Genomic DNA, 13234 nt, shown 5'->3' with positions numbered 1-13234 from the left:
CATGACTGTCATCCTGTCCCTGATCGCTGCCCTGGCCGCCGTGTGGGCCCTGGCCTACATCGGCGCCCCGCTGCTGGCCTGGACCGCCGCCGCGGTGGTGTATTTCGGCGCGCTGTACGGCCTGGGCGTCATCGGCACCACCGGCATCGTGATCGCCGCGGTAATCGGCATCCCGCTGGCGGTGCTGTTCAACGTGGTGCCATTGCGCCGCAGCCTGCTGACCAAGCCCATCTTCAAGGGCTTCAAGGCCGTGCTGCCGCCGATGTCGGACACCGAGCGCGAGGCCCTCGAGGCCGGTGATGTCTGGTGGGAAGCGGAAATGTTCCGCGGCAAGCCCGACTGGACCTATCTGATGAACTTCCAGCGCACCCGGCTCACCGACGAGGAACAGTCGTTCCTCGACAACGAGACCGAGCAGCTCTGTGAAATGCTCGACGAATGGCAGATCACCCAGGAGCTGATGGATCTGCCCGACGAGGTGTGGCAGTTCATTCGCGACAACCGCTTCTTCGCCATGCTGATTCCGAAGGCGCACGGCGGCCTCGGCTTTTCCGCGCTGGCGCAGTCGACCATCGTGGCCAAGATCGCGTCGCGCAGCCTGACCGCCGCGGTCACGGTGATGGTGCCCAACTCGCTCGGCCCGGGCGAGCTGCTCGTGCACTACGGCACCGAGGACCAGCAGAAGCGCTGGCTGCCGGGTCTGGCCCAGGGCACGGAAATCCCCTGCTTCGGCCTCACCGGTCCGGAAGCCGGCTCCGACGCCGGTTCGATCCCCGACACCGGTATCGTCTGCAAGGGCGAGTTCGAGGGCAAGGAAGTGGTCGGCCTCAAGCTGACCTTCTCCAAGCGCTGGATCACACTGGCGCCGGTAGCCACCGTCGTGGGTCTGGCCTTCAAGGCTTATGACCCGGACGGCCTGCTGGGCGACGACAGGGAGCTGGGCATCACCTGTGCCCTGGTGCCGGCCGACCATCCCGGCGTGGAAGTCGGCAAGCGCCACTACCCCGGCGCCTTCATGAACGGGCCGATCTACGGCAAGGACGTGTTCATTCCGCTGGAATGGGTGATTGGCGGCCGCGAACAGATCGGCGGCGGCTGGCGCATGCTGGTCGAGTGCCTGTCGGCGGGCCGCGGCATCTCACTGCCCGCCCTGTCCTCGGCGGCTTCCAAGATGAGCTACCGCATGACCGGCGCCTTCGGCCGTGTGCGTCGCCAGTTCAAGATGCCCATCGGCAAGTTCGAGGGCGTGCAGGAGGCCTCGGCCCGCATTGCCGGCCTCAACTACAAGATGGAAGCCGCCCGCGTGCTCACCGCCAGCGGCGTGGACACCTGCGCCCCGTCCGTGGTCACGGCCATCGCCAAGTACCACATGACCGAGTGGATGCGGCAATCGGTGAACGATGCCATGGACATCCACGGCGGCCGCGGTGTGCAGCAGGGCCCCCGCAACTATCTGGCGCCCTCCTACCAGGCGATTCCGATCGCGATCACGGTGGAAGGCGCCAACATCCTCACCCGTAGCCTGATGATCTTCGGCCAGGGGGCGATCCGCTGCCATCCCTACGTCTTCCCGGAGATGGAGGCGGCTCGCGAGGATGACCTCAAGGCCTTCGACAAGCTCCTGTGGGGCCACGTGGGCTATTCCGTCAACCGCGGCGCCCGCGCCCTGACCCTGGGCCTGACCGGCTCGCGGCTGGCCGGCGCCCCGATCAGCGGCCCGACCGCCCCCTACTTCCGCGAGCTGGCCCGCATGAGTGCCGCCCTAGCGTTCGTCTCTGACGTCACCATGGGCATGCTCGGCGGTGACCTGAAGCGCAAGGAGCGTCTGTCGGCCCGTCTGGGCGATGTGCTGTCGCAGCTCTACTTCGCCTCGGCCACGCTCAAGTACTTCATCGATGAGGGCCAACAGGAAGCCGACCTGCCCCACATGCAGTGGGTGATGGACGACAGCCTGCGGGAAATCGCGGACGCCTTCGACGGCTTCTTCCGCAACTTCCCCAACCGGTTCGTCGGAAAGGCCCTGCGCGTCATGGTGTTCCCGCTGGGACGCCCGTATCACGGCGCCAGCGACGACCTGGGCGGACAGCTGGCCGACGCCATGCTGGAGCCCGGCGCCTTCCGCGAGCGCATGACCGCCGACACCTACGTCGGCAAGTCGGCGGATGACGTCACCGGCCGCATGGAGCAGGCGTTCCAGACGCTGGTGAAGGTCGAGCCGCTCTACAACAAGTTCGCCAAGGCCGTGGCCAAGGGCCAGACCCGCGGGCTGACAGTGGCCGACCAGCTCGCCGGCTGTGTGGAAGCCGGCATCCTGTCGCAGGCGGAGGCCGACGAAGTGGCCGCCTACGACCAGCTGCGCTATGACGCCATCCTTACCGACGCGTTCGAGCCGGATTACCTGCTCAACCGTCAGAACGGTGGTCATCAGGACAAGGTGCAGGAAGCCCGCGTGGCCTGATCCAGCGACCGTGACGAGACCCTTGAGCCCGGGCAGCGATGCCCGGGCTTTTTTGCGCCTGCTCTCTCCCTAGCCTTATCACTTTTAGCTATTACCATTCCCAGCAACCCTGCAAGCCGGTATGGTCACGCTCCATTGTTGCGCTGGCGGACGAGACAACTGAATGGGATTCGAGGCCTGGTTTGTACTGGGGCTGGCTGTCGCCGCCCTCGGGCTGATGAGCGCCGGACGCCAGCCACCGCATCTGGTGATGCTGGGCGTACTGATCGTACTCAGCGCCAGCGGCATTCTGACGGCCAACCAGGCCCTGGCCGGATTCAGCAACAGCGGTCTGATGACCGTTGCCGCGCTGTTCGTGGTGGCCGCCGGCGTCCACCACTCGGGCGGGGTGGATCTCGTGGTCCGCTATCTGCTCGGGCATCCCCGTTCGGTTCGCCGCGCCCAGGCGCGGCTGATGCTGCCGGTGGCCATGCTCAGCGGCTTTCTCAACAACACCCCCGTGGTCGCCACCATGATTCCGGCGGTGAATGCCTGGTCCCGCCGCATCGGCATGGCGCCCTCCAAGTTGATGATCCCGCTGAGTTACGCGGCCATCCTCGGCGGCACGTTGACCCTGATAGGCACCAGCACCAACCTCGTGGTCAACAGTCAGTACCAGGCGCTCACCGGTGCCGATGACCTGTCACTGTTCTCCATCACCACGGTCGGACTGCCGGTCGCGTTGTTCGGTCTGGCCCTGATGCTGCTGGTCCTGCCACGGCTGCTGCCGGATCGGCGTGACGAACAGAAATTCGGCGAGCTGCGCGAGTTCTCGCTGGAGGTCATGGTCGAGGAAAACGGCCCGCTGGTCGGCCAGACGGTGGCCCAGGCCGGGCTGCGCAATCTCGGAAACATGTATCTGGTCGAGATCATTCGCCAGGACAGCGTGGTCACCGCCGTGCCCTCGGAGGAGCAACTGCGTGGCGGCGACCGGCTGGTGTTCGTGGGCGACACCCAGGCGGTGTCCGACCTGCTGCGCATCAACGGCCTGCTGCCCTCCACCTCCGGCGACGGCCCGGCCCTGGGCAAGTCCCGCGCTGAACGCCGTCTGGTGGAAGCGGCGCTGTCCCCACACTCCGAAGTAATCGGCCAGACCATCCGCGATGCCCGCTTCCGGGACCGCTACGGCGCGGTCGTGCTGGCCGTAGCCCGCGGCGGTGAACGGGTGCAGGGCAACCCGGGACGCATCGAATTGCGCTCGGGTGACGTGCTGTTGCTCGAGGCCCGGCCGGCGTTCGTGACCCGGCAGCGCTACAACAAGGATTTCCTGCTGATCAACGACCTCGACACCGAAACTCCGCGGCACGAACGAGCCTGGCTGTCATGGCTGATCCTGGGCGGGCTGGTTGTCAGCGCCGCAACCGGGCTCAGCAGCATGCTCAACGCCGCCCTGGTCGGCGCCGCCGCCATGGTCCTCACTGGCTGCTGCACGACGGGTCAGGCCGGCAAGAGCGTGGACCTGCCGGTGCTGCTGGTCATCGCCAGCTCCTTCAGCCTGGGAACAGCCCTGCAGGTCTCCGGCGCCGCCAGCGCAATCGGCGAAGGCATCGTCAATACCAGCGGCGGCCATCCGTTGCTGCTGCTGATTCTGGTTTACATCGCGGTGATGCTGATGACCGAGATGATCACCAACAACGCCGCTGCGCTGGTGATGCTGCCCATCGTCCTGTCCGTGACTGAAACCGCGCAGCTACCCGCCATGCCCTTCGTCATCGCAGTGATGATGGCCGCCTCAGCCACCTTCGCCACCCCGCTGGGCTACCAGACCAACCTGATGGTCTTCAGCGCCGGTGGCTATCGCTTCAACGAGTTTCTGCGCGCGGGACTGCCCATGAATCTGGCGATCGGCGTGACCACCATCATCGTGATCCGGCTGGTGTACGCGTCGGCGTTTGCGTAGTACGGCGCAATAGTTAACTCGAGATCGCCTCGCCTGCCTCACGATGACGTGACCAGTGCACCCGATCATGTCTCTTCGATCATCACCCGATACCCCTCACTGAATTCCTTCGGCATCCGGCAGGGCCGCCCGTTGTCCAGCCGCACCGACACGAAATGGGAATGGCCGCGCAGCACCGTCACCTCATCGGCCGGGCGGATGATCTGAAACCGCCGCCACAGCGACAGCCGGCCGTCATTGCGGCTGACCCAGGTGGCCGCCACCAGCTCGTCTCCCAGGTGGGTGGGCGCCAGATAATCCAGCTCGTGGCGGCGTACCACACAGGCCACGCCAAGCCGTTCGTAGGTATCCCAGTCCAGGTCGAGCGATTTCGAGTGGGCCCAGGACACCGCTTCCAGCCAGCCGAGGTAGGTGACGTTGTTCACGTGTTGCAGTGCATCGATATCCCCCGGCTGCACCGTAATGTCCAGTGTGAACGGAGCCGGAAAATCCCAGCCGAGGTGGTTGACGTCACTCATGGGCGGAACATGCCGTCGTAGTGGCACGAATCAGGCTTGGGGCGGGCATGTAAGGCTCCTTGTTATGACTGGAATCGGGTTGGGCGGTCGCGGTCAATCGGATTCCGCTTGCCGCCGACCGGTTGATAACGTAGCATCTCATCCCTATTTAGGACTGAAATGGTCCGGTATCCGGCATGCTGCGACTGAGCAAACTGACCGACTACGGCATGGTGGTAATGGCCGCGCTGGCCGACGCGGAAGACGACACCCGCAATGCCGCGGATCTGGCCACCGCCACCGGCGTGGCGCTGCCCACCGTGCGCAAGCTGCTCAAGCGGCTGAACCGCAGCGGTCTGGTAAACTCGGCACGTGGCGCCCGGGGCGGTTACCGGCTGGCCCGGCCCGCCGAAGACATCAGTATCGCCGATGTCATCGCGGCCCTGGAGGGCCCGGTTTCCCTGACCGAGTGCGCAGCCCATGACGGGCTCTGCGGCATGGAGTCGGTCTGCCGGCTGCGCGGGCACTGGCGGGTGATCAACGACGCGATACGCGGCGCGCTGGCCGATGTGTCCGTGGCGGACATGAATCGCCCGGCACTCAGCATGCCGCTGCAGCCCGCGCCCGGCATCGCGTCGAGCCCGGGTTCCTAACTTTTCGTCAACGGTGCAATCATGGCAGCACGCGAACAGGACATCGATACACTCGTCGAAAGCCGCGAATACGAAGCCGGCTTCGTCACCGACATCGAGTCGGACACCATCGCGCCGGGTCTGAATGAAGACGTAATCCGATTCATTTCGGCCAAGAAGGACGAACCCGAGTGGATGACCGACTGGCGGCTGGAAGCCTTCCATCACTGGAAGAAGATGCCGCTGCCTAACTGGGCGCACGTGCACCACCCGCCGATCGACTTCCAGTCCATTTCCTACTTTTCGGCGCCCAAGTCTTCCAAGGACAAGCCGAAGAGCCTGGACGAGGTGGACCCGAAGCTGCTCGAGACCTACAACAAGCTCGGCATCCCGCTGAAGGAACAGGAAGTGCTGGCCGGCGTGGAAGGCGCCGCCAACGTCGCCGTGGACGCGGTGTTCGACAGCGTGTCGGTGGCCACGACCTTCAAGGACAAGCTGCACGACGCGGGCGTCATCTTCTGCTCCATTTCGGAAGCCATCCGCGAGTATCCGGAACTGGTGAAGAAGTACCTGGGCTCGGTCGTACCGCGCAAGGACAACTTCTTCGCCGCGCTGAATTCGGCGGTGTTCACCGACGGCAGCTTCGTATTCATCCCGGAGGGCGTGAAATGCCCGATGGAGCTGTCCACCTACTTCCGTATCAATGCCGAGAACACCGGCCAGTTCGAGCGCACGCTGATCGTGGCCGAGGCCGGCAGCCAGGTGTCGTACCTGGAAGGCTGCACCGCGCCGCAGCGCGACGAGAACCAGCTGCATGCCGCGGTAGTCGAGCTGATCGCCCTGGACGACGCCGACATCAAGTATTCCACGGTGCAGAACTGGTACCCGGGCGACGAAGACGGCAAGGGCGGCATCTACAACTTCGTCACCAAGCGCGGCGACTGCCGCGGCGCCCGCTCGAAGATTTCCTGGACCCAGGTGGAAACCGGCTCGGCCATCACCTGGAAGTACCCCAGCTGCATCCTGCGTGGTGACGATTCGGTGGGCGAGTTCTACTCGGTGGCCGTCACCCGCGGCATGCAGCAGGCCGACACCGGCACCAAGATGATCCACGTGGGCAAGAACACCAAGTCCACCATCATCGCCAAGGGCATTTCCGCCGCCCGGGGCGAGCAGGCCTATCGCGGCCTGGTTCGCATCATGCCGCGGGCCGACAACGCTCGGAACTTCACCCAGTGCGACTCCCTGCTGATCGGGGACAAGTGCGGCGCCCACACCTTCCCCTACGTGGAAGCCAGCAACCCCACCGCCAAGCTGGAACACGAGGCCACCACCTCCAAGATCGGCGAGGACCAGCTGTTCTACTGCATGCAGCGCGGCTTGTCCGAGGAAGACGCGGTCAACATGATCGTCAACGGCTTCTGCAAGGACGTGTTCCGCAAGCTGCCGATGGAGTTCGCGGTGGAGGCCCAGGCGCTGCTCAACGTCACGCTCGAGGGCGCGGTGGGTTAACACCCCCTGATCAGCATTCACACTAACCGCAAAGGTCGCAAAGCGCGCAAAGATTGGTGAAATGACCCTTATCTGACGCATTGCGTCCTTTGCGCTCTTCGCGGTTCACGCTAACAAGTTTCAACTATGCTCAAGATCGAGAATCTGCACGCCAACGTCGACGGCACCGAAATCCTGCGCGGCATCGACCTCGAGGTTAAAGCCGGCGAGATCCACGCCATCATGGGCCCGAACGGCTCCGGCAAGTCCACCCTGGCCAGCGTGCTGGCCGGCCGCGAGGATTACGAGGTCACTCAGGGCAAGGTCACCTTCGACGGGGCCGACCTGCTGGACATGGACGTGGCCGAACGCGCCTGCGCCGGGCTGTTCCTGGGTTTCCAGTACCCGGTGGAAATTCCCGGTGTATCCAACCTGTACATGCTGCGCGCCGCCATCAACGCCCGCCGCAACGCCCGCGGCGAGGGTGAGATCGACGCCATGGAGTTCATGCAGCAGGTCAACGAGAAGATCGCCCACGTCGACATGAATCCCGACATGGCCAAGCGCGGCGTCAACGAAGGCTTTTCCGGCGGCGAGAAGAAGCGCAACGAAGTGTTCCAGATGCTGATGCTGGAACCGAAGCTGGCGATTCTGGACGAGACCGACTCCGGGCTGGACATCGACGCCCTCAAGACGGTGGCTAACGGCATCAACGCCCTGCGTTCGCCCGAGCGGGCCACCGTGCTGGTCACCCACTACAAGCGCCTGCTCGAGCACGTGGTGCCGGACAAGGTGCACGTGCTGGCCGGCGGTCGCATCGTGCGCACCGGCGGCATCGAACTGGCGGACACGCTGGAAGAGTCCGGCTACGCCGGCATCGAACAGGCCGACACGCAAGCGCAGGCATCATGACCGGACAGCGCCAGGACATCAGCCCCAGCATCGACCACTATCTGGCGGAATTCGCGCGCATCGAGCGCGACCTGCCCGGCGATCTGACCCGCGAACGCCATGAGCGTCTGCGGGCCTTTGCCGACGGCGGCTTCCCGCACAAGAAGATCGAGGACTGGAAGTACACCGACGTCAGCGCCATCGAGGCCGCCCGCTTCGAAATGGCGACCTCGGCCGCCGATGTGCCCAGCGGCGATCTCGCCGACTGGTGCCCGACCGACCTGGACTGCCACCGCGCGGTGATCGTGGACGGCCACTTCCAGCCGCATCTGTCGGATCTGGACGCCCTGCCCACCGGCATCCGTGTGCGCGCCCTGGCCGAGAGCCTGGCCGATGGCAGCGCCCCGGTCCTGGGCACCACGGTCGACGGCCACGGCAGTGCCTTCACCGACATGAACGCCGCCTTCGCCGCCGACGGCCTGCATCTGCAGGCAGATGCCGGCGCGGTGGCCGACAAGCCGCTGCACGTCCTGATCGTGGCCAGCGGCCGTCAGGATCGCGTCATGGCCCAGGTCCGCAACGTGATGGAACTGGGCGACAACAGCGACATCCGCGTGATCGAGCACTATGTCGGCCTGGGCGAGCACAGCTATTTCACCAATGCCGTCACCGAGGTGCATGCGGCGCCGGGCGCCCGGCTGGAGCGCATCCGCATCCAGCAGGAGCACCCGGAAAACGGTTACCACGTGGCCAGCTTCCACGCCCGCCAGCAGCGCGACAGCCGCATCATCAACTACGGCATCGACCTGGGTGGCCGACTGGCCCGCATCGACACCAACAGCCGGCTGGACGACACCGGCGCCGAAATTCACCTGTACGGCGTCTACGCCCCAACCGGCGACCAGCACGTGGACAATCACACCCGCGTGGATCACGCCAAGCCCCACGGCACCAGTCGCGAGGCTTACAAGGGCGTGCTCTCGGGCAAGAGCCGGGGCGTGTTCAACGGCAAGGTCATCGTCCACAAGGACGCGCAGAAGACCGATTCCGAGCAGTCCTCGGATTCGCTCTTGCTGTCCAAGCAGGCGGTGGTCGACGCCAAGCCGGAACTGGAAATCTACGCCGACGACGTCAAGTGCGCCCACGGCTCCACCGTCGGTCAGCTCGACGAGAGCGCTGTGTTCTACCTGATGAGCCGCGGCCTGGACCAGGACGGTGCCCGCGCCGTGCTCACCTACAGCTTCGTCGACGAGATCATCGGCCAGATCGACCTCGAGCCGATCCGGGTATTCCTTGAGCGCGCGGTGCTGGAAAAGCTCCCCGCCGGCAGCCGCTTCGCCGGCCTGGCCTGATCCTGATCGTGGCCAGCGACACCGCCACCAGGCTGCCGGAAACGCATCTGGACGTGGCCGCCCTGCGCAGCGCGTTCCCGGTGCTGGACCAGCGGGTGCACGACAAGCCGCTGGTGTATCTGGACAACGCCGCCACCACCCAGAAGCCGGCGGCGGTGATCGACGCGGTGGCCAATTACTACCGACACGACAACGCCAACGTCCATCGCGGCGTGCACGTGCTGTCGCAGCGTTCCACCGAGGCTTATGAAGGCGCCCGCGAGGCGGTGGCCCGCTTCATCAATGCCGAGCGGGAACACCAGATCGTGTTCACCCGCGGTACCACCGAAGCCATCAACCTGGTGGCCCAGAGTTACGCCCGCCCTCGCCTGCAGCCCGGCGACGAAATCCTGATCACCGAGATCGAGCACCACTCGAATATCGTGCCCTGGCAACTGGTGTGCGAGGCCACCGGCGCCACCCTGCGCGTGGCGCGCGTCAACGATGCCGCCGAGATCGACCGGGACGACTTCGCCGCCAAGCTGGGCGAACGCACCCGGCTGGTCGCCATCAGTCAGGTGTCCAACGCCTTCGGCACCATCCATGCGGTGAACGAGCTGATCGGCGTGGCCCACCAGCACGACGTACCGGTACTGATCGACGGCGCCCAGGCCACCGCCCACATGCCGGTTGACGTGCAGGCTCTGGACGCCGACTTCTACGCCTTCTCCGGCCACAAGCTGTTCGGCCCCACCGGCATCGGCGTGCTCTACGGCCGCGAATCCCTGCTCGACGCCATGCCCCCGTACCAGGGCGGCGGCGACATGATCGAGACGGTCACCCTGGAGGGCAGCACCTGGAACGAACTGCCCGCCAAGTTCGAAGCCGGCACCCCGAATATCGCCGGCGCCATCGGTCTGGGGGCGGCAATCCGCTTTCTGGAAGGTTTCGACCTGGACGCCATCGCCGCCCACGAGGAACAGCTGCGCGCCCGGGCCACCGCCGCCCTGGCGCAGATCGACGGCCTGCGCCTGATCGGCACGGCCAGCCACAAGGCTGCCATCCTGTCCTTCGTGATGGGCGAGGCCCACCCGCAGGACATCGCCACCATTCTGGATTCCGCCGGGGTGGCGGTCCGCGCCGGGCACCACTGCGCCATGCCCGGCATGGCCCGTTTCGGGCTGGAAGGCACCGCCCGCGCCTCGTTCGCCGCCTACAACGACGACAGCGACGTGGATGCGCTGATCGAGGGCCTGGCGAGCGTGGCCCGAATCTTCGGCTAGGTAACCGGCTCCGCCCCGCAGTTCGACAGCAGCAGCACCGGCGGGCTCAACTGCATGGCGAAGGGCTGCGCCTTGCGCAGGGCGCTCAGGCCGAGAATGTTGCGGTCCCCACCCGGCATCACCGTGACCTCGATATCGGTCAGCGTGCAGCTATCCCCCAGCTTCAGCGACGCCACGCGATAAACCGGCACCCGCAACAGCTTGCCGTTGGCCATCCGGCCGGTGATCTCGCGCAGATAGCTCACCGTCGTATCGCGCTCGAGCCGCTCGAAGGTCTGACGGGACAACGCCACGTAGCCGGAACCGGTATCCACCAGAAAATCGGTTTCCACGCCATGGCCGAAGTCACCGTGGACATAGTAGTTTCCGGAATCCACTTCCTGCATCGCGGCCGAATAGCCGAAGCGCTCCGCAGCGGCGGCACTGGCGCCGGGAAGCATCATGGCCACGATCAGGAGGGCCAGGTTGTACGGGCGAACATTCATGTTGCATAACAGAGCAACACTCGTGCCGAACTTTCTGTTCGGCATATAATCAAAGAGTTGGAGCTTGTAAAAGGACGAGACGCCGCCGCAATATGCACCCGTTTGGTGCCTTTCCGGTGGATTTGCACTGCTTTAGCGCATAACAGATGACGACTGCCCGCAAGGCAGCGCCTCAATAGAGGCAACCAACAATCATGAAAGGAAAGGAATTGCCCATGAATCGAGGAAAGAAACTGATGACCATCACCGCTTCGGCAGTGCTTGGCGCATCCCTGGCACCGGCCGTTGTCGCCGCCGACCGCGAAGCCGGCATGCATCGCATAATGGTGACCGATTTTTCCGGCCGGCCGCCCTACGATCGCGAATTCCAGACCCGTGATGAAGCCGAGGCGCGCACCTATGCCCGGCCGGCGCCCGCCGTGGGCGAGACCCTCACGGTGGTGGACTATCGCGACCGGCCGCCGTACCGGCGCCAGGTGGTGGAAATCGATCAGTCCAACGTGACCGATTTCGCCCGCTTTGAGGAAGTCGAAGCCGTTGAGCGCGAACAGCATCGCTTCGGTCCGCCCGGCAAGAACTTCCGCCGCACACGATAGACAAGAACCCCGCTGAGGCCCGGCCGGTTGGATGACCGGCCGGGCCTGCCGCCGGGCACCACGCCCGTCGCCCCCTGACCTCGCCGATCTACCCTCAACCTCATGAGTTGACAGACTCGGTCCGCTGATCGATATTGGACTGACCAGTCCGAAATCAGGTCGCCCGACTCCATCCATGCCCCGCACCCGCGAGTTCGACCGCACCGCCGTGCTCGACAAGGCCATGCACGCCTTCTGGGAGGGCGGCTATCGCGCCACGTCGCTTGATCATCTGCTGGCGGCCACGGGCCTGAGCAAGAGCAGCCTCTACGACACCTTCGGGGGCAAGCAGGCCCTGTTGCTGGAATGCCTGGATGCCTACGGCCGGCAGCTTTTCGCGGGCCCCATCGAGCCCCTGCTTCGCGTCGATGCGGCCTTCGACGATATCCGGGAAGTATTCACGCGCATCCTGGCGCACGCGGCCACCCCGGCCGGACGTCGTGGTTGCCTGGCCAATACCTGCATCGGGGAGCTGGGCGGCCGGGACGCCGCTGTCAGTGCCGCCACCGGTGCAATCGTGGAACGCATCGAATCCGGCTTTGCCGCCGCCGTGGCGACGGCTCAGGCACGCGGCGAGATTACCAATCCGGAATCCCCGGCGGTGCTCGCCCGCTTCCTGTTCAACACCCTGTCCGGCCTCAACCTCGCGGCCCGCGCCGGGGCATCACATGAGCGCCTGCACGACATCGTCCGGGTAACCCTCGATGCCCTGGCCCCGGCACCCGCCGTTGCCCACACGGAGTAAAACCATGAATCTGCTCAAATCGATCTTCGTCTCCGCGTTCATCACGGCGGGCCTGCTTGGCACCGTGTATTCGCTGTACCAGCTTGCGACCGTGGGCCTGCTGTCGCCCTGGCTGGGCACCGCACTGGCCTGCGGCGCGCCCACGCTGCTGTTCGCTCGCCTGTTCGCCGTCGCCACACCCCGGACCAGCGAGAACCTCTATCTGGTGCTCGCCGGCGGTGTCGTCGGCACGGTGCTGGCGTTCGTCCTGGGCGGTGGCATACCCGCATTCATCGCCCTCGCCGTGGGCGTGATCGCCAATCTGGCCTACGTGTTCTGGTACTCGCGCTTCCCGTCGGCGACAACCCGTCTGAGCGAGGGCCAGCCCCTGCCCGACCTGACCCTGGCGGAAAACGGCCAGCCGCTGACCACGGCAGAGCTGACCCGCACCCCGGCGCTGTGGATCTTCTATCGCGGCAACTGGTGCCCGCTGTGCATGGCCCAGGTGCGCGAAATCGCGGCCCAGTACCGCGAGCTGGAACAGCGGGGGGTCGCCGTCCATCTGGTCAGCCCGCAGCCGGAAGCCAATACCGCCAGCCTGGCCCGGAAGTTCGATGCTCCGATGCGTTTCCTGACCGACACCGAGAACCGGGCCGCCGACACACTGGGCATTCTGGAAAGGAACGGCCTGCCCGCCGGCATGCAGGTGCTGGGCTACGACTCGGATGTGCCCCGCCCCACGGTGTTCATCACCGCTGCCGGGGGCACGGTGATTCACGTCGACCTGTCCGAGAACTATCGCGTGCGTCCGGAACCAGCCCAGTATTTCGACGTGCTCGACCGCCACGCCGCCGGCTAACCCAAGTCA

The 13234-nt window shown here is 65.6% G+C and carries 12 protein-coding genes; 10 read left to right on the top strand and 2 right to left on the bottom strand.

Annotated elements, in window-relative coordinates:
* Position 1: 1 nt before the first annotated feature.
* Complete coding sequence (locus RM531_RS02725; RefSeq protein ID WP_311657118.1) at positions 2 to 2458, top strand: acyl-CoA dehydrogenase; 2457 nt, start codon at positions 2 to 4, stop codon at positions 2456 to 2458.
* Between the two features lie 163 nt (positions 2459 to 2621).
* Positions 2622 to 4397, top strand: a complete 1776-nt coding sequence (locus RM531_RS02720; protein ID WP_311657116.1) for an SLC13 family permease — start codon at positions 2622 to 2624, stop codon at positions 4395 to 4397.
* A 65-nt stretch (positions 4398 to 4462) separates the two neighbouring features.
* On the opposite strand, the gene RM531_RS02715 is transcribed toward RM531_RS02720, so the two are convergent.
* The gene (locus RM531_RS02715; RefSeq protein ID WP_311657115.1) at positions 4463 to 4915 is read right to left on the bottom strand and encodes an acyl-CoA thioesterase; all 453 of its coding nucleotides are present in this window, start codon (positions 4913 to 4915) and stop codon (positions 4463 to 4465) included.
* Between the two features lie 176 nt (positions 4916 to 5091).
* Between RM531_RS02715 and RM531_RS02710 the strand changes: the two genes are divergently transcribed.
* The 5 genes from RM531_RS02710 to RM531_RS02690 all read left to right on the top strand — a co-directional run bounded on the left by RM531_RS02710 (position 5092) and on the right by RM531_RS02690 (position 10522).
* Entirely contained in the window at positions 5092 to 5547 is a 456-nt protein-coding gene (locus tag RM531_RS02710; protein WP_311657114.1) for an SUF system Fe-S cluster assembly regulator, read from the top strand.
* Positions 5548 to 5568: 21 nt separating this feature from the next.
* Complete coding sequence (gene sufB / locus RM531_RS02705; RefSeq protein WP_311657113.1) at positions 5569 to 7038, top strand: Fe-S cluster assembly protein SufB; 1470 nt, start codon at positions 5569 to 5571, stop codon at positions 7036 to 7038.
* Between the two features lie 126 nt (positions 7039 to 7164).
* Positions 7165 to 7929, top strand: a complete 765-nt coding sequence (gene sufC, locus RM531_RS02700; protein WP_311657112.1) for a Fe-S cluster assembly ATPase SufC — start codon at positions 7165 to 7167, stop codon at positions 7927 to 7929.
* The gene (gene sufD, locus RM531_RS02695; RefSeq protein WP_311657110.1) at positions 7926 to 9260 is read left to right on the top strand and encodes a Fe-S cluster assembly protein SufD; all 1335 of its coding nucleotides are present in this window, start codon (positions 7926 to 7928) and stop codon (positions 9258 to 9260) included. Before sufC ends, sufD begins: the two co-directional genes overlap by 4 nt.
* Positions 9261 to 9265: 5 nt before the next feature.
* On the top strand, positions 9266 to 10522 hold the full coding sequence (locus tag RM531_RS02690; RefSeq protein WP_432280496.1) for a cysteine desulfurase: 1257 nt from the start codon (positions 9266 to 9268) through the stop codon (positions 10520 to 10522).
* Here the strand turns inward: RM531_RS02690 and RM531_RS02685 are convergent.
* Positions 10519 to 11007 (bottom strand): retropepsin-like aspartic protease family protein, encoded by a 489-nt coding sequence (locus RM531_RS02685; protein WP_311657108.1) that lies wholly within the window; start codon positions 11005 to 11007, stop codon positions 10519 to 10521. The two genes, RM531_RS02690 and RM531_RS02685, sit on opposite strands and share 4 nt — an antisense overlap.
* A 236-nt stretch (positions 11008 to 11243) precedes the next feature.
* Between RM531_RS02685 and RM531_RS02680 the strand changes: the two genes are divergently transcribed.
* The 3 genes from RM531_RS02680 (at position 11244) to RM531_RS02670 (ending at position 13225) form a co-directional block, all read left to right on the top strand.
* Positions 11244 to 11603 (top strand): hypothetical protein, encoded by a 360-nt coding sequence (locus tag RM531_RS02680; RefSeq protein WP_311657107.1) that lies wholly within the window; start codon positions 11244 to 11246, stop codon positions 11601 to 11603.
* Between the two features lie 175 nt (positions 11604 to 11778).
* Positions 11779 to 12387, top strand: a complete 609-nt coding sequence (locus RM531_RS02675) for a TetR/AcrR family transcriptional regulator (RefSeq protein WP_311657106.1) — start codon at positions 11779 to 11781, stop codon at positions 12385 to 12387.
* A gap of 4 nt (positions 12388 to 12391) precedes the next feature.
* Positions 12392 to 13225, top strand: a complete 834-nt coding sequence (locus tag RM531_RS02670) for a redoxin domain-containing protein (protein WP_311657105.1) — start codon at positions 12392 to 12394, stop codon at positions 13223 to 13225.
* Positions 13226 to 13234: the final 9 nt, after the last annotated feature.

It is taken from the genome of Spectribacter acetivorans, assembly GCF_031846305.1.
GTDB lineage: Bacteria > Pseudomonadota > Gammaproteobacteria > Nevskiales > Salinisphaeraceae > Spectribacter > Spectribacter acetivorans.
Note: the sequence above shows the minus strand (reverse complement) of the source record. Positions and strands in the feature narration are given on the sequence as shown.

Coding starts and splice junctions, on each gene's coding strand:
- sufD (WP_311657110.1), top strand. CDS start 7,926: ATGACCGGACAGCGCCAGGACATCAGCCCCAGCATCGACCACTATCTG.
- RM531_RS02670 (WP_311657105.1), top strand. CDS start 12,392: ATGAATCTGCTCAAATCGATCTTCGTCTCCGCGTTCATCACGGCGGGC.
- RM531_RS02710 (WP_311657114.1), top strand. CDS start 5,092: ATGCTGCGACTGAGCAAACTGACCGACTACGGCATGGTGGTAATGGCC.
- RM531_RS02725 (WP_311657118.1), top strand. CDS start 2: ATGACTGTCATCCTGTCCCTGATCGCTGCCCTGGCCGCCGTGTGGGCC.
- sufB (WP_311657113.1), top strand. CDS start 5,569: ATGGCAGCACGCGAACAGGACATCGATACACTCGTCGAAAGCCGCGAA.
- sufC (WP_311657112.1), top strand. CDS start 7,165: ATGCTCAAGATCGAGAATCTGCACGCCAACGTCGACGGCACCGAAATC.
- RM531_RS02680 (WP_311657107.1), top strand. CDS start 11,244: ATGACCATCACCGCTTCGGCAGTGCTTGGCGCATCCCTGGCACCGGCC.
- RM531_RS02720 (WP_311657116.1), top strand. CDS start 2,622: ATGGGATTCGAGGCCTGGTTTGTACTGGGGCTGGCTGTCGCCGCCCTC.
- RM531_RS02715 (WP_311657115.1), bottom strand. CDS start 4,915: ATGAGTGACGTCAACCACCTCGGCTGGGATTTTCCGGCTCCGTTCACA.
- RM531_RS02675 (WP_311657106.1), top strand. CDS start 11,779: ATGCCCCGCACCCGCGAGTTCGACCGCACCGCCGTGCTCGACAAGGCC.
- RM531_RS02685 (WP_311657108.1), bottom strand. CDS start 11,007: ATGAATGTTCGCCCGTACAACCTGGCCCTCCTGATCGTGGCCATGATG.